Genomic DNA, 19,420 nt, shown 5'->3' on the forward strand with positions numbered 1-19,420 from the left:
GGCATCCGCCGAAAGTACACCATCACGCGGGTCGCGTTCCTCTCGGAGCGAGGGCTGAAGGCGGGCACGAATGCGGGCACGAAAAAGGCCTGAGCTTGCAAGTAAGCTCAGGCCTTTTCGATCACACAACTGTCGGGGTAGCGGGATTTGAACCCACGACCTCTTCGTCCCGAACGAAGCGCGCTACCAAACTGCGCCACACCCCGATCGCTCACCGCTGAGCGGCGAACTCCCCAAGAGTACCCGAAGGTTGCTCGCGCCGCCAACCGAGGGCGCGAGCAACGGAAACTCCTACGGCCCAGAGGAGACGAACAGCCTGATGTCGCCGGTCGGCTCGATGGGAGTGCCGGTCGCGGGGTCGGTGCGGATCACCTGCCCGCTCGGCACGCTCGCGCTCTTCTCGGCGATCACGGTGACGGTCCCGCTGAAGCCGGCGCCCGCGAGCAGCGTCGTCGCCTCATCCTGGGTCTTGCCCGCCACATCCGGTGCCAGGAGTCCGTTCGACGCGTCCTCCGACAGGGCCGAGGGGTGGATGGTGATCGTCGTCCCCTTGTCGACACGCGTGTTGGCGGTCGGCAGGGTGTTCGCGACGCTTCCCGGCGACTGGTCGGAGTCGGCCGATGGCCCGATGGACACGCCGAAGCCGAGCCCCTCGAGCACCTGGCGTGCTTCCTCCGTCGACCGGCCGGTCACGTCCGGCACGGTTGCGAGCACCAGCGCGTCCTCGTCCTCCACGTACTCGGGGAAGTCGCCTCCGCCGTACGTGGTCATCGCGTGCCCGATGATGTCGTTGAAGAGCACGTGACGCGTCTGGCTCCCCGCCGCGAGGGGCAGGTCGACGTCGTACATGGGCAAAAGGCCGTTGGCGTTGCCGACCCAGACGGCGAGTCCGACCCTGGTCGTCGCCCCGACCATCCACGTCTGCAGGCCGTTGTCGGTCGTGCCGGTCTTGCCGATGAGGGGAACGATGCCCGGGTTCGACCGCGAGCCGGTGCCGCCGTTGACGACGCCAGCGAGGGCTTCGTCGACGCCCGCCGCGACCTGCGGCGAGACGGCCTGGATGCAACGGGATTCGGGGCCCGAGACCTCGGTGCCGTCAGGCAGCGTCACGCGGTCGATGCCTGTCGGCGAGCAGGTCGTGCCATTGTTCGCGAGCCCTGACATGACGGTTGCCATCGAGAGCGGGGCCATCTCGTTGGCGGCGCCGAGGATGGCGGCGGGTACCGAGGAGTTGATCGCTCCGTCGGCGCGGTGACCGCCGAGGGCCATCGCGGTGTCGCGGATGCGGCACTGGTCGAGGCGCTCCGCCATCGTCACGTAGGCGGTGTTGATCGACGAGGCAGTCGCCGACTTGACCGAGACGGTCCCAACCCGCTGGCCGCTGTCGTTCGTCGGAGCCCACGGGCCGTCTGACTCGGCCTCGCACGTGTTGGAGAAGTTCTCGAGGTAGAAGGTGCGGTTCTGTCCTGGGACGGACGAGTAGAGCGACTTCCCCGACGAGAGCCATTCGGCGAGCGTGAAGATCTTGTACGTCGAGCCAGTCTGGAATCCGGTGGAGCCGCCGTACTCGTAATCGGCGTTGTAGTTCACCGAGGTCACACCGGGTTGGCCTTGGTTCTCGGCCACCTCGCTGAACTGGGTGTTCTGCACCATCGCGAGTATGCGACCGGTGCCGTTCTCGACCATGGAAGCGGCGGCGCCGAGCTCCGTGCCCGGGTAGCTGGACGGCACGGCGTTCTGCATCGACTGCGTCGCGACGCCCTGCATGTCGAGGTCGAGGGACGTGTAGATCTTGTAGCCCTTGCCGGCGAGGTTGAAGTTTCTCTCGGCCTCGGTCGCACCGAAGGCCTCGTCCTGCAGTACGGAGAGCTGCACGAACTTGCAGAAGTACTTCGCGTTGCCTTCCGCGAACTCGCACCCGTGGTTCGGCTCCGTGACGTTCGGCTCCACCGGCAGCGCGATGGTCGCCTCGTAGGTCGCCTGGTCGATCGCGCCCTCCTCCATCATGCGCATGAGGATGTAGTCGCGGCGCTCCTTGTTGCCCTCGATGTTCTCCTCGCGGTCGAGGCGGTAGGCGTTCGGCTCCTGCACGATCGCGATGAGGCTCGCGGACTCCTGCAGGTTCAGGTCGAGCGCGGACTTGCCGAAGTAGCGCTGGGCGGCCGACTCGATGCCGTAGGTGGTGCCTCCGAAGAGGGCGATGTTGAGGTAGCCCTGGAGGATCTCGTCCTTCGAGTACTGCTGCTCGACGCCGATGGCGAGGCGCATCTCCTGGAGCTTGCGGCCCGTGTTCGGGTCGGTCGCCTCGATGTAGGCCTTCTCGCTCTCGGCGGGGTCGAGGATCGCCTCGGCCTCCTGCACGCGCACGTTGCGGACCCACTGCATGGTGATGGTCGAGGCGCCAGCTGAGGCGTCGCCGATGACCGAGGTCACGAGGGCTCGCGCCGCGGAGATGACGTCGACGCCGTCGTGCTCCCGGAAACGCGGGTCCTCAACCGAGATGGCAGCAAGCGGCACCCACGGCGAGACCTGGTCGAGGGGTACCTCGATGCGGTTCTGGTTGTAGAACTGGGCGAACTTCACGTCCTGCCCGCCCTGCTTGGCGTAGAGCTCGGTGACCTGCTGGAGCTCGTTGATCTCCAGGTAGTCGGGGAGGCTCTCGAACAGGTTGATCGAGCTGTTGTCCGCGATGTTGGCGACGGAGATCAGCGGAGTCACGAGCGCGGTGATGAGGACGGCGGCCAGGCCGCTCACCCCGACCAGTCCGAGGACGCGCGTCAGAGGACCGCGCTTCCGGTTTCCACGTTGCTTTGTTGCCATGGCGGTCACGATACCCGGGGTAGGAAGGTCAGGAGGGTCGCCTCCGGTGGGCATGCGAAGCGCACCGGGGCGTAGATGGAGGTGCCGAGTCCGGCAGAGACGTGCAGGGCGGCGCTGCGGCCACGCGAGGTCCACGTGCTGAGGCCCTTCACCTGCTCACGCGGGATGTCGCAGTTGGTGACGAGTGCCCCGTAGCCGGGCACGCAGACCTGGCCACCGTGGGTGTGGCCGGCGAAGATCGCGTCTGCGCCCAGGTCGACGAGGCCGCTGAGCACACGCTGGTACGGGGCATGAGCGAGGCCGATCGTGAGGTCCCAGTCCTGGCCCTCCGACGCGTCTCGCAGCGCCTCGCCCGCCGCGGCGAAGTCGTCGGCGTCGATGTGCGGGTCGTTGACCCCGAAGAAGCGGATGCGCCTGCCGGCGACCTCGAGGACGGCGGCAGCGTTGTTGAGGGGCGTCCACCCGAGGCGGTCGAAGTGGGCGGTGAGGCCCTCCGTGTCGAGGTGCGGAGCCTTCTTCGCAACGTGGGTGGAGCTGCTGAAGTACGTGAAGGGATTCTTGAGGACGGGGCCCAGGTAGTCGTTGGAGCCGTACACGTGCACCGAGGGGATCCCCTCGAACGGCTCGAGCATGCTGGCGACGGTCGGGACGGCATCGACGTGGCCGAGGTTGTCACCTGTGCCGATGACGAGGTCGGGCTGGAGGGCGGCGAGCCCTCTGACGAAGTCCTGCTTCTTGCGCTGCCAGGGGGCGACGTGGAAGTCGCTGAGGTGCAGCACGCGCAGCGGGGCCGAGCCCGGGGGCAGGATGCGCGACTCGATGCGTCGCAGGCGGAACGCGCGGCGCTCGATCATCGTGCCGTAGACGGCGGTCGCCGCCCCCACCCCGAGGAGGGTGAGGGCGACGGCGCTTGCTGGTCCGAGGCCGGAAGAGGTTCCTTGGCCCGAGGTGGCGACGGAATTCGCCATGTGGAACTCGTTTCAGTTGGTGCGATGGCCTGCTAGGGGCCGGAAGAGACGTAGACCTGGATGGAACCGCTGCGCTCCAGCTCCGCGCCGGGCGCCGGGTCGGTGCGGATCACCTGTCCCTTCGGGACGGTCGAGCTCTCCTCGGTGAGGATGGCCATCGTGCCGCTGAAGCCGAGCTGGGAGAGCGTGGACTGCGCCTGCTCCTGTGTCTGCCCCGCCAGGTCCGGTGCGACGAGCGCCGCGGTGGTCGGTGTGGGGGCTGGCCCGCGCGACGGGCTGATCGTGATCGTCGTTCCCTGCGTCACGCGGGTGTTCGCGCTCGGCAGGGTGCTCGCCACGGTGCCTTCCGGCTGATCGGATGCGACGGCGTTGCCGACGGACACGGTGAAGCCGAGCCCCTCGAGCGAGGACTTCGCCTCAGCGGTCGTCTTTCCGGTCAGGTCGGGGACCGTCACCTGCTCGTTCTTGACGGCGCTGCCGGTCGGCTCGGGGAACGAGTCGCCTCCGTAGGTGCGCATCGCCTGGGCGATGACGTCGTTGAAGATGACGTGACGCGTCTGGCTTCCGACCGCACGGGGGAGGTCGACGCCGTACATGGGGACCTGGCCGCTGGCGTTGCCCACCCAGACGGCGAGGCCGACCTTCGTGGTGGCTCCGACCATCCAGGTCTGCAGGCCGCTGTCCGTCGTTCCGGTCTTGCCCATGAGCGGTGCGATGCCGGGGTTCGAGGCGCTGCCCGTGCCGCCGTTGGCGACGCCCTGGAGGGCCGCGGTCACGCCAGCCGCGACCTCGGGGGTCACCGCCTGGTTGCACGTCGACTTCGGGGCCTCGATGGATGAGCCGTCGCGCAGCGTGATGCTGTCGATCGCGATGGGCGTGCAGGTGACGCCGCCGTTCGCGAATCCGGCCACGGCGGTCGCCATGGACAGGGGCGCGATCGTGTTGGTTCCGAGCACTGCGGCCGGGTTCGATTCGTTGATGGCCCCGTCGGCGCGGTGCGCGCCCATGGCCATCGCGGTGTCGCGGATGCGGCACTGGTCGAGCTGTTCGGCCATGGCCACGTACGCCGTGTTGATGGACTGCGACGTCGCCTGGCGGACCGACACGTTGCCGACCTTCGCGCCGCCGTCGTTCGTCGGCGACCAGGAGCCGCCGTCAGCGCCGAGGCAGGAGTTCTGGAAGTTCGCGAGGTTGAAGGCGCGGTCCTTGCCGTTGACCGAGGAGTTCAACGACTTCCCTGACGCCAGCCATTCGGCGAGGGTGAACATCTTGTAGGTCGACCCGACCTGGAACCCCGTGGAGCCGCCGTACTCGTAGTCGGTGTTGTAGTTCACCGACGTGTACCCCGGTTGGCCGGCCAACTCCTCCGTGTCGCCGAAGGCGGTGTTCTGCACCATCATGAGCACGCGGCCCGTGCCCTCTTCGACCATCGAAGCGGCAGATCCCATGTCCATGCCGTCGACGTAGGCGGGCACGGCCGAGGCCATCGAGGCCTGGCCCTGAGCCTGCATGTCGAGGTCGAGGGTCGTGTGGATCTGGTAGCCCTTGGTCTGGAAGTTGAACTGCCGCTCCTCATAGGTCTCACCGAAGGCGGGATCCTGCACCATGACGAGCCGCACGTAGTCGCAGAAGTACTGCGCGTTGCCCTCGGCCGCGCCGCAGCCGTGCTTCGGCTCCGTCGGGCGGGGCTCGACGGGCAGCACGACGGTCGCGTCGTAGGTCGCCTGGTCGATCGCGCCCTCCTCCATCATGCGCATGAGGATGTAGTCGCGGCGCACCTTGTTCGGCTCGATGTTCTCGGGCACGTCGAGGCGGTAGGCGTTCGGCTCCTGCACGATCGCGATGAGGCTCGCGGACTCCTGCAGGTTCAGGTCGAGCGCGGACTTGCCGAAGTAGCGCTGGGCTGCCGACTCGATGCCGTAGGTGGTGCCTCCGAAGAGGGCGATGTTGAGGTAGCCCTGGAGGATCTCGTCCTTGGAGAACTGCTTCTCCACGCCGATCGCGAGACGCATCTCCTGGAGCTTGCGGCCCGTCGTGGTCTCGGTCGCCTCGAGGTAGGCCTTGTCGCGTTCCTCTTGATTGGGGATCGCTTCGGCCGTCTGCACACGCACGTTGCGCACGTACTGCATGGTGATCGTGGATGCGCCTGCCGCGCCATCGCCGATGACGGACTGGGCGAGCGCACGCGCCGCCGAGATGACGTCGACGCCACCGTGCTCGCGGAACCTCGGGTCCTCCACCGAGATCGCCGCGGCGGCGACGTACGGGGAGATCTGGTCGAGTGGGACCTCTTCGCGGTTCTGGTTGTAGAACTCGGCGAACTTCTGTCCGTTGGCGGCGTACAGCTCGGTCTTCTGCTGCAGTGAGCCGATCTCGAGGTACGTCGGGAGGTTCTCGAACAGCGAGATGGTGCTGTTCGCGGCGACGCCGGTGACGGCGATGAGCGGGGTGATCATGGCCGTGACGAGCACGCCCGCGACTCCGCTCATACCAAGCAGCCCTAGGAGGCCACCCAGAATGTTGCGTTTGGGCGCCCCTGGATTCGTGACAGACATAGGATCAAGGGTAAGTCACACCCGCTCGTGGCGTCTTCAGGAGTGTTCAATGAGTACCCCATGAAGAGCCTGAGCGCTCATCGCACAGGAGGACGTCCATGCAGAAGTGGGAATATTTCATCACCCCGCTCCCATTGCACACCCCCACTGTCATCCTCAACAACTGGGGTGCTCAGGGCTGGGAGCTGGTGCAGGTTTCCACGAATGCTGAGGGCGGATCCGTCGCCTACATGAAGCGCCCGATCGCGGGGGAGTGAGCATGAGCGAGGTAGAAGAACGTCTCGGCGCGATGGGAATGGCGGTACCTCCGGTTGCCGCTCCGGTCGCCGCCTACGTGCCCGCAGTCGAGCACGGCGGCCTCGTGTACACGTCGGGGCAGCTCCCGTTCATCGAGGGAGCGCTCCCCGAGAAGGGCAAGGTCGGCGCTGAGGTGCCGCGCGACGATGCCATCGAGTTCGCGGCCTTCGCCGGGCTCAACGCGCTTGCGGCCATCAAGTCCGTCATCGGCGACCTCGATCGCGTGACGCGAGTCGTGAAGGTCACCGTCTACGTCGCATCCGCCCCCGACTTCACCGAGCAGCCCCTCGTCGCGAATGGCGTCTCCGAGATGCTGGGGCTCGCCTTCGGCGACGCGGGCACGCACGTCCGCGCCGCGGTGGGCGTCGCCGTGCTGCCGCTCGACTCACCGGTCGAGGTCGACCTCATCGTCGCGTACGAGTAACGGCCCGCCGCGCGGCGCGAGCAGCTGAACCGACGGAAGCCCTGCATCCCTCCTCCGAGGGGTGCAGGGCTTCCGTCATTCTGGCTGCGTCGGGTCAATCGTCGTCGGCGGCTCCGGATGCGACGCCGGAGGAGATCGCCGACATCACCGAGGCGTCGGTCAGGGTCGTCGTGTCGCCGACCGCCTTGCCGTCTGCCACATCGCGCAGCAGGCGCCGCATGATCTTGCCGGAACGCGTCTTGGGGAGCTCTGCGACGACATACACCTGACGGGGGCGAGCGATCGCGCCGATCTTCGTCGACACGTGCTCGCGCAGCACCTTCGGAGCGTCAGAGGCCTCGATCTCCGCCTTCTTGCTCTCCTTCAGGACGACGAAGGCGACGACCGCCTGCCCCGTCGTCTCATCGCTCGCGCCGACCACCGCCGACTCGGCGACGAACGGGTGGTCGACGAGCGCCGACTCGATCTCGGTCGTCGAGAGCCGGTGGCCGGAGACGTTCATGACGTCGTCCACTCGGCCGAGCAGCCAGAGGTGCCCGTCCTTGTCGACGCCGGCACCGTCGCCGGCGAAGTAGCGGCCAGGGAACTGGGACCAGTACGTCTCGATGAACCGCTCCCGGTCGCCGTAGATGCCTCGAGTCATCGACGGCCACGGCTCCGTGATCGTGAGGAGCCCCATCTCGCCGGGGTTGACGCGCTCGCCCTTGTCGTCGACGACCTCGACGACCACCCCGGGGACAGGCACCTGCGCTGCGCCGGGCTTGAGCGCGACCTGGCTCGGGATCGCGGAGATCATGATGGCGCCCGTCTCGGTCTGCCACCAGGTGTCGACGACGGGCACGCGGTTGCCGCCGATGACCTCCCGGTACCAGGACCAGGCCTCAGGGTTGATCGGCTCCCCTACGGAGCCGAGGAGGCGGATCGAGGAGAGGTCGTACTTCGCGGGGATCTGCCTGCCTGACTTCATGTATCCGCGGATCGCCGTCGGCGCCGTGTAGAAGATCGTGACGCCGTAGCGCTCGATGATGTCGAACCAGCGGCCGAGGTCCGGGGTGTCGTGCGTGCCCTCGTACATGACCTGCGTCGCACCGTTCGCGAGCGGTCCGTAGACGAAGTAGCTGTGGCCGGTCACCCAGCCGACGTCGGCCGAGCACCAGTAGACGTCCTGCTCCGGCTTCAGGTCGAAGATGGTGCGGTGCGTGAACGACGTCTGGGTGAGGTAGCCGCCGGTCGTGTGCAGGAGGCCCTTCGGCTTCCCGGTCGTGCCCGACGTGTAGAGGATGAAGAGCGGGTGCTCGGCGGGGAACGGCTTCGCGACGTGCTCATCGCTCACCTGCGAGATCTCCTCGTGCCACCAGAGGTCACGCCCCGGGGTCAGCGACGGCTCGTTGTCGGCGCGACGGACGACGAGTACGTGCTCGACGGTGTGCCCGTCTGCCTCGAGCGCCGCATCCACGGTCTCCTTGAGGGGGAAGATCCGCCCCTTGCGGATGGAGCCGTCGCTCGTGATCACGAGCTTCGCGTTCGCATCCTCGACGCGGCTGCGGATGGAGTCGGCGCTGAAGCCGCCGAAGATGACCGAGTGGATGGCACCGATGCGCGCGCAGGCGAGCATCGCGACGACCGTCTCCGGGATCATGGGCATGTAGATGGCGACGACGTCTCCGGCCGCGACGCCGAGGCTCTCCAGGAGGTTCGCGGCCCGCTTCACCTCGCCGAGGAGGTCGGAGTACGTGATGGTGCGCTTGTCGCCGGGCTCGCCCTCCCAGTAGATCGCGACTCGGTCGCCGTTGCCGGCGAGCACGTGACGGTCGACGCAGTTGAAACTCGCGTTGAGCGTGCCATCGGCGAACCACTTCGCGAAGGGAGCATCGCTCCAGTCGAGGACCTCGGTGAACGGCGTCGACCAGTGCAACTCCTTGGCCTGCTCGGCCCAGAATCCGAGCCGGTCTTCTTCTGCCCGTGCGCCGAGGTCGGCCGGCACGGGGGAGGAGGACGTGAAGTCGTCGCTGGGCGGGAAGGTCTCGAGGTCTTCCAGGAGGTGTTCGATCTTGTCAGCCACCACAGGTCCTTTCGCGTCGTTGCGATGCCGCGCCACCTCATTGCGGCGCAGCCTCTGAGAAGTCTACGGAGCCAGCATGTGCTCCGACTCCCGCCTTTCGGGGGGAATGTCGGAGCGCTTCGGAGGATCCCTGCGGCGCCGGGTCCCGCGGAAGTGAACCGGCAGCAGTGCCAGCGGCGACGCGCTCGACGCTCGGTCTCTGAGCGCCGGAGCGCAGCCCCACCGGCCTTTCAGCGTGCGGGATTTGTGCAGCCGTGCGGTCGTGAGAGCCCAGCCGAACATTTTTCGATTGTCTGGGAACCAGACGTGGTCTCGGGCGAAATATGCACTAGCATGGACTTCGATGGTTTCGCTCTCTGTCGCAACTGTCGTCGCTCTGCAGCAATCAACCCCCCTGAACGCTGCATGAGCTGAGGCGCTCGGATATCCCCCTGTCCGGGCGCCTCTTCAGTTAACCGCGCGACTCTGCGGCTCCTGGACCTGTGGAGAACGCTCCTCCCCAGTCGGCGCACCGTCGCCCGCGCTCGAGCGCGGCCGTTCGTACGCTTCCTGCATGTCCTTCACCTCAGGCTCCGGCGCAGCGCCCGCCCAGCGGTTCGTCGCTCGTCCAGCAGCCGACCGAGCCGCGTCGCTCACGTTGCCGCCACGCGCCGGTTTCGACGACTCCACACCGCGATCGGTGCGCTCGCTCACCCGAGGCCAAGCGGACGCGTTCGGCCCGCTCGCCGGGTACGTGGCAGACGGCGAGGTGACCGACCTCTTCGTCAACGGCTGCGACGGGCTGTACGTCGACCGGGGGAGCGGCGCCGAGCGGGAGGAGTCCTGGCTGGCCCCGAGCGAGCGGGCGCTGCGGGAACTCGCGGTCCGCATCGTCGCGGCCGGCGGACGGCACCTCGACGAATCCGCGCCATGCGTGGATGTGCGGATCGCCGACGGCATCCGCGTGCACGCCGTGCTCCCGCCCGTCTCGACCACGGGCACCCTGCTGTCGATCAGAGCCCCGAAGGTTCGTCAGCTCACGCTTGAGCAGCTCGACCGACAGGCGTTCTTCGCTCCCGGTGCCGAGGAACTCGTTCGCGAGGCGGTGCGGACCCGAGCGAACGTCCTCGTGACCGGTGCGGGCGGAAGCGGGAAGACGACCTTCCTGGCTGCCATGCTCTCGGAGGCCGATGCGCGGGACCGCATCATCCTGATCGAGGACGTGGCTGAGCTGCGTATCGCGCACCCGCACAGCGTCTCGCTGGAGGCGAGGCAGGCGAACATCGAAGGCGCGGGCAGCGTGCCCCTCGAGCGCCTCGTCCGCGAGTCTCTGCGGATGCGCCCTGACCGCCTCGTGCTCGGCGAGTGCCGTGGCGCGGAGCTGCGGGAGCTGCTGGCGGCCCTCAACACCGGCCACGACGGCGGCGCGGGCACGCTGCACGCGAACTCGCTCGCGGACGTGCCCTCCCGGCTGGAGGCCCTCGGTGCGCTCGCGGGGATGACACCGGACGCGGTTGCGCGGCAGACGGTGAGTGCCATCGACCTCGTCATGCACGTCGAGCGCACCCCGTCCGGGCATCGACGACTCGCGGAGATCGGCGAGTTCCGTCTCGATGCTGCTGGCCGATTGGCGATCGCCACGGTGACGCGCCCGCGGGGCGCGCCCGGCGTCGACGTCGCCGGGTCCACGTCCCTCCCTGAGGCGGGGACGGGGACTGGCACGACCGGAACCCGTCACCGAGAGCCCAGGCGGTCATGACGAGGCAGGCCATCGACGAGGCCGAGCAGACGGCTGCGGTCGTCGAGCGCCTGGCCGCACTGCTCCTCGGCGGCGCCACGGCGGCCTCCGCCTGGCAGCACGTCGCGAGCTTCGCCGCAGCCGAGTCGGCGCACCCGGCGAGTCATCGCGCTCGGGCGGGAAGCGCGCTCCGAGGCGAGCTGCGACGACGAGCGATCGCCGTGTTCCGCGTGAGGGTGGCGCCGCCGCGCGTCGACATCGCCGAGCCCGTCGAGCTCCGGGTCGCGCGAGGCCTGCGTTCGGGCCAGCGCGTCGGCGCGATACTCCGGGAGCAGCAGGCGACGAGCTGGCGCTCCCTCGGCTGCGCGTGGTCGCTCGCCGAACGCACGGGTGCCCCGCTCGCCCGCGGCCTCGCCGACCTCGGGCAGTCCTTCCGAGATCATGCAGCAGCCGAGCGCGATGTCGAGCTCGCGCTCGCCGGCCCGAGCAGCGCCGCACGCCTCGTCATGGGTCTGCCGGCAGTGGGGGTGCTGCTCGGCCTCGCGCTCGGCTTCGACAGCCTCGCCGTGCTCTTCGGCACCCCCATCGGCCTGGCCTGCCTCGTCGGCGGCCTCGCGCTCATGACGACCGCGCACCTCTGGAACCGCGCCCTCATCGCGGCGGCCTCGAGACGAGACCCGGTGCCGGGCCTTGCACTCGACCTGACGGCGCTCGGCATGCTCGGCGGGGCATCCGCCGGCACCGTCCTGCATCAGGTCGAGCGTGTCCTCGAAGACGCCGACCTGGCCCACGGCGACCGGCCGATTCGGGAAGCCTCGCGCTCAGACGGTCGCATCGAGCGGGTCCTCGACCTCGCCAGAGACGCCGGAGTACCCGCCGCCGAGCTCCTCCGGAGCGAGGCCGCACTGGAGCGCCGAGACGCCCGAGCCGCATCGAGTCGGAGCGCCGCGCAGCTCGGAGTGCGCCTCATGCTGCCGCTCGGGCTCTGCGTGCTCCCCGCGTTCCTGCTCCTCGGCGTCGCGCCGCTCATCCTCGCGGTGCTCACCCAGACGATCTCGCGGCTGTGATGCGCGCCTCGAAGGCGCGCCGCCGCCGCCACTCCTTCGGCAGCCCAGACGGTTGCCCCTCGACGCTCGTGCCGACTCCGAACTGACAACCAATAAGAGAGGTACAACCTTGCTCACCAACGACCGCCTCAGCGCAGGCCCACGCGCCATCCTCACGAGACTCCGAGCCCGTCTCCACGACGAGGAGGGTGCGGCGACCGCCGAGTACGCGATCGCGACCATGGCCGCCGTCGCCTTCGCGGGACTCCTCGTCGTCATCATGCAGAGCGACGAGGTCCGCGAACTGCTCGAGAACATCATCCGGACCGCGCTCACGCTGGACGAATGATGCTCCGGGTGCCGCGGTGGCGACAGCTCGCCCGCTCGTGCCGGGGCTCCGCGACCGCGGAGTTCGCCATCGTCGCACCCGCCGTCGTCCTCCTGCTCGCGCTGTGCCTCGCCGGACTCCAAGGCGTCGTGGTGCAGGTGCGGCTGCAGGATGCGGTCGCCGACTCGGTCAGGCTCATCGCCAGGGGTGACGACGAGGCCATCGCGCGTGCCCGCATCCAGGCGCTCGTGCCCGACGCGCAGCTCGAGATCAGCCACGCGGATGGGCTCGTGTGCGCGCTCGCATCCGCGCCGCTCGAACTCGGCCAGCGGGAGCTGCCCGTCACGGTCGCCGCACGCGCCTGCGCTCTCGGTGGTGGCCGGTGATCGCCGCGAAGCTCGCCGGAGAGCGCGGCGCCGTCGGGGTCGTCGTGCTCGCCGTCGGGCTGCTCGTCCTCGCGATCTCCATCGGCGCGATCGGCATGCTGGCTGCCTTCCCCGCCAGGCAAGCTGCGCAGGCGGCCGCGGATGCCGGGGCGCTCGCGGCGGCGGACGTCGCCTCGGGGTATCTGGACGGAGAACCGTGTGCGGAAGCGGGTCGCGTCGTCGAGGCGAACGGCGCATCGCTGGAGGAGTGCGCGACCGATGGCCGGGAGGCCGTTGTGCGAGTTCGTGTAGAGTCCGGCCCGTTCGTCTTTTCGGAATCGTCGAGGGCAGGACCGCCGCCGGAACGAGAAGACGTGAGGCGGAGCCGCCAGCATTTGGAAGCCTTCCGTTTCAGCCAGCCCGTTCACAGACCAGCCCGTCCATATAATGGGCGCCGACGGGTGGCAACAGCCCCCACATCACTCCGGCCAGCCGGAATCGCCGTGCGAAAGCACGCAGACCCATCCAAGGAACGCTTGTGTCAGGCAGCAACACACTGGTCATCGTCGAGTCGCCGACCAAAGTGAAGAGCATCTCGCAGTATCTCGGTGATGACTACACCGTGCTCGCCTCCGTCGGACACATTCGCGACCTCATCGAGCCCAAGAACCTCCCGCCGGAACTCAAGAAGGGCTCCCTCGGCAAGTTCAGCGTCGACGTCGACAACGGCTTCGAGCCCTACTACGTGGTCTCCGAGCAGAAGAAGAAGACCGTCGCCGAGCTCAAGCGAGCTCTGAAGGATGCCGACGAGCTCATCCTCGCAACTGATGAGGACCGCGAAGGAGAGGCCATCGCCTGGCACCTCCTGCAGGTGCTCCAGCCGAAGGTCCCCGTCAAGCGCATGGTCTTCCATGAGATCACCCGCGAGGCGATCGAGGCGGCCAAGGACCGGACTCGCGACATCGACGTGCACCTCGTCGACGCCCAGGAGACCAGGCGAATCCTCGACCGTCTCTACGGCTACGAGGTCTCCCCGGTCCTGTGGCGCAAGGTCGGCCCCGGGCTCTCCGCCGGCCGCGTGCAGTCAGCGGCGACACGCCTCATCGTCGACCGCGAACGCGAGCGCCTCGCCTTCGTCAAGGCCAGCTACTGGGGCGTCGAAGCACGCTTCGCGCCGGAGCCCGGCAAGGACGGCGCAGCCTTCGTCGCCCGCCTCACGAAGCTCGACGGCGAGCGCGTCGCCACCGGACGCGACTTCGACGATCACGGTGTGCTCAAGAACACCAGCGTGATCCTCGGCGAGGCCGAGGCGACCACGCTGACCGTGCAGCTCACCGCGGGCACCGTGCCCCTCACGGTCTCCTCCGTCGAGTCCAAGCCGTACACGCGCCGCCCCGCCGCGCCGTTCACGACCTCGACGCTCCAGCAGGAGGCGGCGCGCAAGCTGCGCTTCACCGCCCGCCAGACGATGAGCGTCGCCCAGTCGCTGTACGAAAACGGGTACATCACCTACATGCGTACCGACTCGTCGTCGCTCTCATCGCAGGCCCTCAACGCGGCCCGCACGCAGGCGTCGAAGCTCTACGGCGCCGAGACGGTCCCCGCCGCTCCCCGCCTCTACGGCTCCAAGTCGAAGAACGCGCAGGAAGCGCACGAGGCGGTCAGGCCAGCAGGGTCCACTTTCGCGCTTCCCAGCGAGCTGCGCCCCAAGCTGAGCCCGAACGACTTCAAGCTCTACGACCTCATCTGGAAGCGGACCATCGCCTCGCAGATGGCCGACGCCAAGGGGCAGACGGCCACCGTCACGATCGACGCCTCGCCCGTCGACGTGTCAGATGCGCAGGGGACGGTCACCAGCCGCGCGGCGGAGTTCCAGGCATCCGGCACCGTCATCACCTTCCGCGGCTTCCTCGCCGCCTACGAGGAGGGCAAGGACGAAGCGCGCGACGACTCGACGACCGCGGAGGCCAAGCTGCCGCCGCTCGAGAAGGGCCAGAAGCTCGAGACCGAGACGGCAGACGCCAAGAGCCACGAGACGAGCCCACCCCCGCGCTACACGGAAGCCAGCCTCGTCAAGACCCTCGACGAGCTCGGCATCGGCCGTCCGTCCACCTACGCGTCGATCATCTCCACGATCATCGACCGCGGCTACGTCGCACCGCGCGGCAGCGCACTGGTCCCCAGCTGGACGGCCTTCTCCGTCGTCCGCCTCCTGGAGGAGCACTTCCACGACCTCGTCGAGTACAACTTCACGGCGCAGATGGAAGGCGACCTCGACCGGATCGCCGCAGGATCCGAGCAGCGCAACGACTGGCTGCGGGGCTTCTACTTCGGCACCGACGACCACAAGGGCCTGCGCGGCGTCATCGACAACCTCGGTGAGATCGACGCCCGCGAGATCAACTCCACCCCCCTCGCCGACGGCATCGTGCTCCGCATCGGACGCTACGGCCCGTACCTCGAGGTGGCGCCGGAGACGGAGGGCGACACTCCTCGCCGCGTGAACGTGCCTGAGGAGCTGGCCCCGGACGAGCTGACGGCCCAGAAGGCGATCGAGCTCGTCGAGGCACCGATCCAGACCGACCGCGTGCTCGGCGTCGTCCCCGAGACCGGCAAGCGCATCCTCGTCAAGGACGGCCGCTTCGGCCCCTACGTGACCGAAGGCCCCTCCGAAGCTGAAGAGGCCGCCGCGGAGGCGGACGCGAAGGCCAAGGCACTCGCGGAGGAGGCGGAGGCGAAAGCCGCTGCGGCCGAGGGGCGTCCCGTCAAGAAGCCGCGCGCCAAGAAGGCCGCCGCGGCAGACAAGCCGCGCACCGCATCGCTCTTCAAGTCCATGATCCCCGAGCAGGTCACCTACGAGCAGGCCATCGGGCTGCTCGAGCTGCCCAGGGTCGTCGGCGTCGACGCCGAGACAGGCGCGGAGATCACCGCGCAGAACGGCCGCTACGGCCCGTACCTGAAGAAGGGGACCGACACCCGCTCCCTCACGAGCGAGGACGAGATCTTCACGGTCACGCTCGAAGCGGCGCACGAGCTGTTCGCGCAGCCCAAGTACGGTGCTCGCACCACGAAGGCCGCGATCAAGGAGTTCGAAGCCGACCCAGTCAGCGGAAAGCCGATCAAGATCAAGGACGGCCGCTTCGGGCCGTACGTGACCGACGGCGAGACGAACGTGACCGTCACACGGGGAGCGAACCCCGAGGATGTCACCTTCGAAGAGGCCGTGCAGATGCTCGCCGACAAGCGCGCCAAGGGACCGGTGAAGCGCAAGACCACGGCCGCGAAGAAGCCGGCCGCCAAGAAGCCAGCCGCGAAGAAGCCGGCGGCCAAGTCGACGACGGCGAAGACGACCGCCGCGAAGAAGCCGGCCGCGAAGCGCGCACCCGCCAAGAAGCCGGCGGCCAAGGCCAGCGAAGCAGCAGCCACCGAATGACGGGCCTCTTCATCACGCTCGAGGGCGGCGACGGGGCAGGGAAGTCGACGCACTCGGGCCTGCTCGAGAACTGGCTGAACTCGCTCGGCCAGCAGGTCGTGCGCACCCGCGAACCAGGCGGCACCGACCTGGGCGCCGACATCCGAGAGCTCGTGCTCCACCGCAAGGGGCACATGGACGCGCGAGCCGAGGCGCTCCTGTACGCCGCCGACCGCGCACAGCACATCGCGACGGTCGTGCGGCCAGCCCTCGAGCGCGGCGACATCGTCGTGCAGGACCGGTACCTCGACTCCTCGATCGCGTACCAGGGGACCGGTCGTGAGCTCGGCGCCGACGAGGTCAGAGACCTCTCGCTCTGGGCCGCGCGCGGCCTCCTTCCCGACCTCACCGTGCTCTTCGACCTCGACCCGGAAGAGGGCCGCCGCCGCATCGGCGAGACCCGCGGCACCTACGATCGGCTCGAAGCGGAGTCCAAGGCGTTTCACGACTCCGTCCGCTCGGCGTTCCTCGCCCTCGCCGCAGCAGACCCCGGCAGGTTCCTCGTCATCGACGCGACCCAGCCTCGAGAGCACGTGGCCGAGCTCATCCGCACCCGCGTCGCCGAGCTCCTCGAGCGGCAGTCGGCGAGCGAGTAGCCGTGACCGTCTGGGACGACCTGTCCGGTCAAGATGACGCGATAGCGCTGTTCTCCAACGCGGCGAAAGCCTCGAAGCGGGGAGCGATCGACCCGAGTGGCATGACCAACTCCTGGCTCATCACCGGCCCTCCGGGTTCCGGCCGAAGCAACATGGCCTACGCCTTCGCGGCCGCGCTCCTCTGCCCGGACGGCGGATGCGGGGTGTGCCCGTCGTGCGTGCAGGTGCGCGCCCGCTCACATCCCGACCTCACGGCGGTCGTGACCGAGACCGTGCAGCTGGACATCAAGACCGCCCGCGAGCTCGTCGAACGCGCCTCCATGTCCCCCATGACCGGGCGCTACAGGGTCATCATCGTCGAGGACGCCGACCGCATGGTCGCACGCACCTCCAACACCCTCCTCAAGGCGATCGAGGAGCCGCCGGAATCGACCGTCTGGGTGCTCTGCGCTCCGAGCGAGGCCGACCTGCTGCCGACCATCCGCTCGCGAGTGCGCAGCGTGCGCCTGCGCGTCCCCGCGGTTCGAGACGTCGCGGCCCTGCTCGTCCGGCGCGACGGGATCGAGCCCGACACCGCGCTGCGTGCCGCCCGCGAAGCGCAGAGCCACGTCGGCATGGCCAAGCGCCTTGCGACCAGCGAAGACGCCTGGGGGAGGCGCGACGCGTCGCTCGACGGGCTGCTCGACATCCGCACCACCGGCGAGGCCGTTCGCAAGGCCGCGCAGCTCGTCACCATCGCCGACGAAGATGCAACCGCCAACGCCGCCGATCGCGACGAGCACGAGCGCGCCGCGGCATTCCGCTCGCTCGGGCTGACACCGGGACAGGCGGTGCCACGGCAGTTGCGCGGCCAGATCCGCGAGCTCGAGGAGCACCAGAAGCGCCGGGCCAAGCGAGGGCAGGTCGACGCGATCGATCGCATCCTCACCGACTCCGTCTCCCTGCTGCGCGACCTGCTCATGCTGCAGCTCGAGCTGCCCGTCGAGCTCGTCAACGAGCACCGGAGGAGCGAGCTGGAAGCCGCAATGGGCTCCCGCAGCTCCGACGACGTGCTCACCAGCATCGACGCCGTCAGCAAGGCTCGCGCACGACTCGCCGCGAACGTGCCCGTGGCGCTCGTGCTGGAGGCATTCTTGATCAGCTGGACGCAGAAGCAGCAGGGAGCATCATGACCAGAACGACCACCCGCGCTCGAGCGACGGCGCGGGGCATCGGCGCCTCGCTCCTCACAGCCGCCGTCATCTTCGCCCTCAGCGGATGCACGCTCATCACGACCCTCTCGGGACCCGGAACGTCGGGAGACCGCGGGCCGCAGGAAGACGCGCAGCTCGTGCCCTCCGGGCTCGAGCCGAGCATCCAGGCGTACTACGAGCAGGACCTCGACTGGGGCGACTGCGGCAACGGGCGCGAGTGCGCCACCGCAGAAGCTCCCATGAACTGGGGCGACGGGGCGTCCGAGAAGATCGAGCTCGCCATGGTCAAGGTGCCAGCAGCGAGCGGCAACCCCCTCGGCACGATCTTCACGAACCCGGGTGGCCCCGGTGCCTCCGGCATCTCCTTCGTCCGCGACAGCGCCGAGTACGTCTTCACGCCCGAGCTCATGGACGACTTCGACATCGTGGGCTGGGACCCGCGCGGCGTCGGGGAATCGAGCGCCGTCGACTGCCGCGACGACGCGGGCATGGACGAATGGTTCTACGGCGTCGACGAGGAACTCGACGCCGAGACGGCGACCGACCAGCAGATCATCGACGCGGTGACCGCGAACTCCAAGGAGTTCGCCGACGACTGCCTCGAGAACACGGGGGCTCTCCTCGAGTTCGTCGACACGAAGAGCACCGTCAAGGACCTCGACATGATGCGAGCCCTCGTCGGCGACCCGAAGGTCAACTACTTCGGGTTCTCGTATGGCACCGACATCGGCGCGCAGTACATCGACATGTTCCCCGAGACCGTCGGACGCGTCGTGCTCGACGGCGCGACCGACCCCACGCTCTCGACCTTCGAGGTCGTGCTCGCCCAGCAGGGCGCGTTCGGCGAAGCGACCCGCACCTACCTCGAGGACTGCCTGACGACGACCAGCTGCCCATTCACGGGCAGCGTCGACGACGCGATCGCGAAGATCAACGCCCTCATGGCCGAGGCCGACGACACGCTCCCCAACAACGCCGACGGGCGGAAGCTCACCAGCAGCGTCATCGACACCGCCATCAGCTCGGCCCTGTACAACGACCAGAGCTGGCCGTACCTGAGCGAGGCGTTCGCCGCCTACGAGGCCACCGGCGACCCGGCAGGATTCTTCGCGCTCAGCGACTCCTATTACGGGCGCGAGCCCGATGGCACCTACGCGGACAACATGTTCGAGGCGTTCACGGCCATCAACTGCCTCGACTACCCGGTCGAGACCGATCCCGCGAAGATCGCCGACTTCAACCGGCAGATCGCGGAGTCGACCCCCATCGGCATCCCCGGCCCTGAAGCGCTCGGCGACACGACCTGCCAGCAGTGGGCGTTCCCATCCACCAACGAGCTCGCGCCCGTCACGGGAGCGGGTGCGGACCCCGTGCTGGTCATCGGCACCACGGGCGACCCGGCCACGCCATACGCGTGGGCGGAGGCAGTGACCGAGCAGCTCGAATCGGCCACGCTCGTCACCTTCGAGGGTGAAGGGCACCTCGCCTACACGCAGGGCGACAGCTGCGTCACGGGCGCGGTCGACGCGTACTTCATCGACGGGACGGTGCCCGCAGAGGGCCTCGTCTGCTGACTC

At 68.6% G+C, this 19,420-nt stretch carries 15 protein-coding genes and 1 tRNA gene; 11 read left to right on the forward strand and 5 right to left on the reverse strand.

The features are described 5' to 3' along the window. Positions 1 to 132: 132 nt before the first annotated feature. The 4 genes from ITJ61_RS18430 to ITJ61_RS18445 form a co-directional block, all read right to left on the reverse strand. A tRNA-Pro gene (locus ITJ61_RS18430) sits at positions 133 to 206 on the reverse strand. 85 nt (positions 207 to 291) lie between these two features. Next, on the reverse strand, positions 292 to 2,820 hold the full coding sequence (locus tag ITJ61_RS18435; protein WP_181059513.1) for a transglycosylase domain-containing protein: 2,529 nt from the start codon (positions 2,818 to 2,820) through the stop codon (positions 292 to 294). A gap of 5 nt (positions 2,821 to 2,825) precedes the next feature. Then, positions 2,826 to 3,788, reverse strand: coding sequence for a metallophosphoesterase (locus ITJ61_RS18440; RefSeq protein WP_194687087.1), 963 nt, complete (start codon positions 3,786 to 3,788; stop codon positions 2,826 to 2,828). 32 nt (positions 3,789 to 3,820) lie between these two features. After that, on the reverse strand, positions 3,821 to 6,277 hold the full coding sequence (locus ITJ61_RS18445; RefSeq protein ID WP_181058023.1) for a transglycosylase domain-containing protein: 2,457 nt from the start codon (positions 6,275 to 6,277) through the stop codon (positions 3,821 to 3,823). A gap of 164 nt (positions 6,278 to 6,441) precedes the next feature. Here ITJ61_RS18445 and ITJ61_RS18450 point away from each other — a divergent pair, with 164 nt between their 5' ends. Then, positions 6,442 to 6,600, forward strand: a complete 159-nt coding sequence (locus ITJ61_RS18450; protein ID WP_181058021.1) for a hypothetical protein — start codon at positions 6,442 to 6,444, stop codon at positions 6,598 to 6,600. Between the two features lie 2 nt (positions 6,601 to 6,602). Further along, the gene (locus ITJ61_RS18455) at positions 6,603 to 7,064 is read left to right on the forward strand and encodes a RidA family protein (RefSeq protein ID WP_194687088.1); all 462 of its coding nucleotides are present in this window, start codon (positions 6,603 to 6,605) and stop codon (positions 7,062 to 7,064) included. Positions 7,065 to 7,158: 94 nt separating this feature from the next. On the opposite strand, the gene acs is transcribed toward ITJ61_RS18455, so the two are convergent. Further along, entirely contained in the window at positions 7,159 to 9,126 is a 1,968-nt protein-coding gene (gene acs, locus ITJ61_RS18460; RefSeq protein ID WP_104243166.1) for an acetate--CoA ligase, read from the reverse strand. 553 nt (positions 9,127 to 9,679) lie between these two features. On the opposite strand from acs, the gene ITJ61_RS18465 reads away from it, so the two are divergent. The 9 genes from ITJ61_RS18465 (at position 9,680) to ITJ61_RS18505 (ending at position 19,417) form a co-directional block, all read left to right on the forward strand. Next, a complete protein-coding gene (locus ITJ61_RS18465; protein WP_104299717.1) occupies positions 9,680 to 10,864 on the forward strand; it encodes a TadA family conjugal transfer-associated ATPase in 1,185 nt (394 codons plus the stop codon). After that, positions 10,861 to 11,910 carry a type II secretion system F family protein gene (locus ITJ61_RS18470; RefSeq protein WP_194687089.1) on the forward strand — a complete coding sequence of 350 codons (1,050 nt, stop codon included), beginning with the start codon at positions 10,861 to 10,863 and terminating at the stop codon, positions 11,908 to 11,910. The genes ITJ61_RS18465 and ITJ61_RS18470 overlap by 4 nt, the downstream gene beginning before the upstream one ends. Positions 11,911 to 12,019: 109 nt before the next feature. After that, complete coding sequence (locus ITJ61_RS18475; protein WP_181058019.1) at positions 12,020 to 12,238, forward strand: DUF4244 domain-containing protein; 219 nt, start codon at positions 12,020 to 12,022, stop codon at positions 12,236 to 12,238. Beyond that, positions 12,235 to 12,603 carry a TadE family type IV pilus minor pilin gene (locus tag ITJ61_RS18480; RefSeq protein WP_228497212.1) on the forward strand — a complete coding sequence of 123 codons (369 nt, stop codon included), beginning with the start codon at positions 12,235 to 12,237 and terminating at the stop codon, positions 12,601 to 12,603. The genes ITJ61_RS18475 and ITJ61_RS18480 overlap by 4 nt, the downstream gene beginning before the upstream one ends. Next, the gene (locus ITJ61_RS20500) at positions 12,600 to 13,169 is read left to right on the forward strand and encodes an Rv3654c family TadE-like protein (RefSeq protein ID WP_181058017.1); all 570 of its coding nucleotides are present in this window, start codon (positions 12,600 to 12,602) and stop codon (positions 13,167 to 13,169) included. The genes ITJ61_RS18480 and ITJ61_RS20500 overlap by 4 nt, the downstream gene beginning before the upstream one ends. Then, positions 13,121 to 16,015 (forward strand): type I DNA topoisomerase, encoded by a 2,895-nt coding sequence (gene topA / locus ITJ61_RS18490; protein WP_104299714.1) that lies wholly within the window; start codon positions 13,121 to 13,123, stop codon positions 16,013 to 16,015. The genes ITJ61_RS20500 and topA overlap by 49 nt, the downstream gene beginning before the upstream one ends. Continuing rightward, positions 16,012 to 16,650, forward strand: a complete 639-nt coding sequence (gene tmk, locus ITJ61_RS18495) for a dTMP kinase (protein WP_194687090.1) — start codon at positions 16,012 to 16,014, stop codon at positions 16,648 to 16,650. The genes topA and tmk overlap by 4 nt, the downstream gene beginning before the upstream one ends. A 2-nt stretch (positions 16,651 to 16,652) precedes the next feature. Then, positions 16,653 to 17,822, forward strand: a complete 1,170-nt coding sequence (locus ITJ61_RS18500; RefSeq protein ID WP_194687091.1) for a DNA polymerase III subunit delta' — start codon at positions 16,653 to 16,655, stop codon at positions 17,820 to 17,822. Next, positions 17,819 to 19,417, forward strand: a complete 1,599-nt coding sequence (locus ITJ61_RS18505) for an alpha/beta hydrolase (RefSeq protein WP_104243152.1) — start codon at positions 17,819 to 17,821, stop codon at positions 19,415 to 19,417. The genes ITJ61_RS18500 and ITJ61_RS18505 overlap by 4 nt, the downstream gene beginning before the upstream one ends. The last annotated feature ends 3 nt before the right edge of the window (positions 19,418 to 19,420 follow it).

The organism is Pseudoclavibacter sp. VKM Ac-2888 (assembly GCF_015351285.1).
Lineage (GTDB): Bacteria > Actinomycetota > Actinomycetes > Actinomycetales > Microbacteriaceae > Pseudoclavibacter.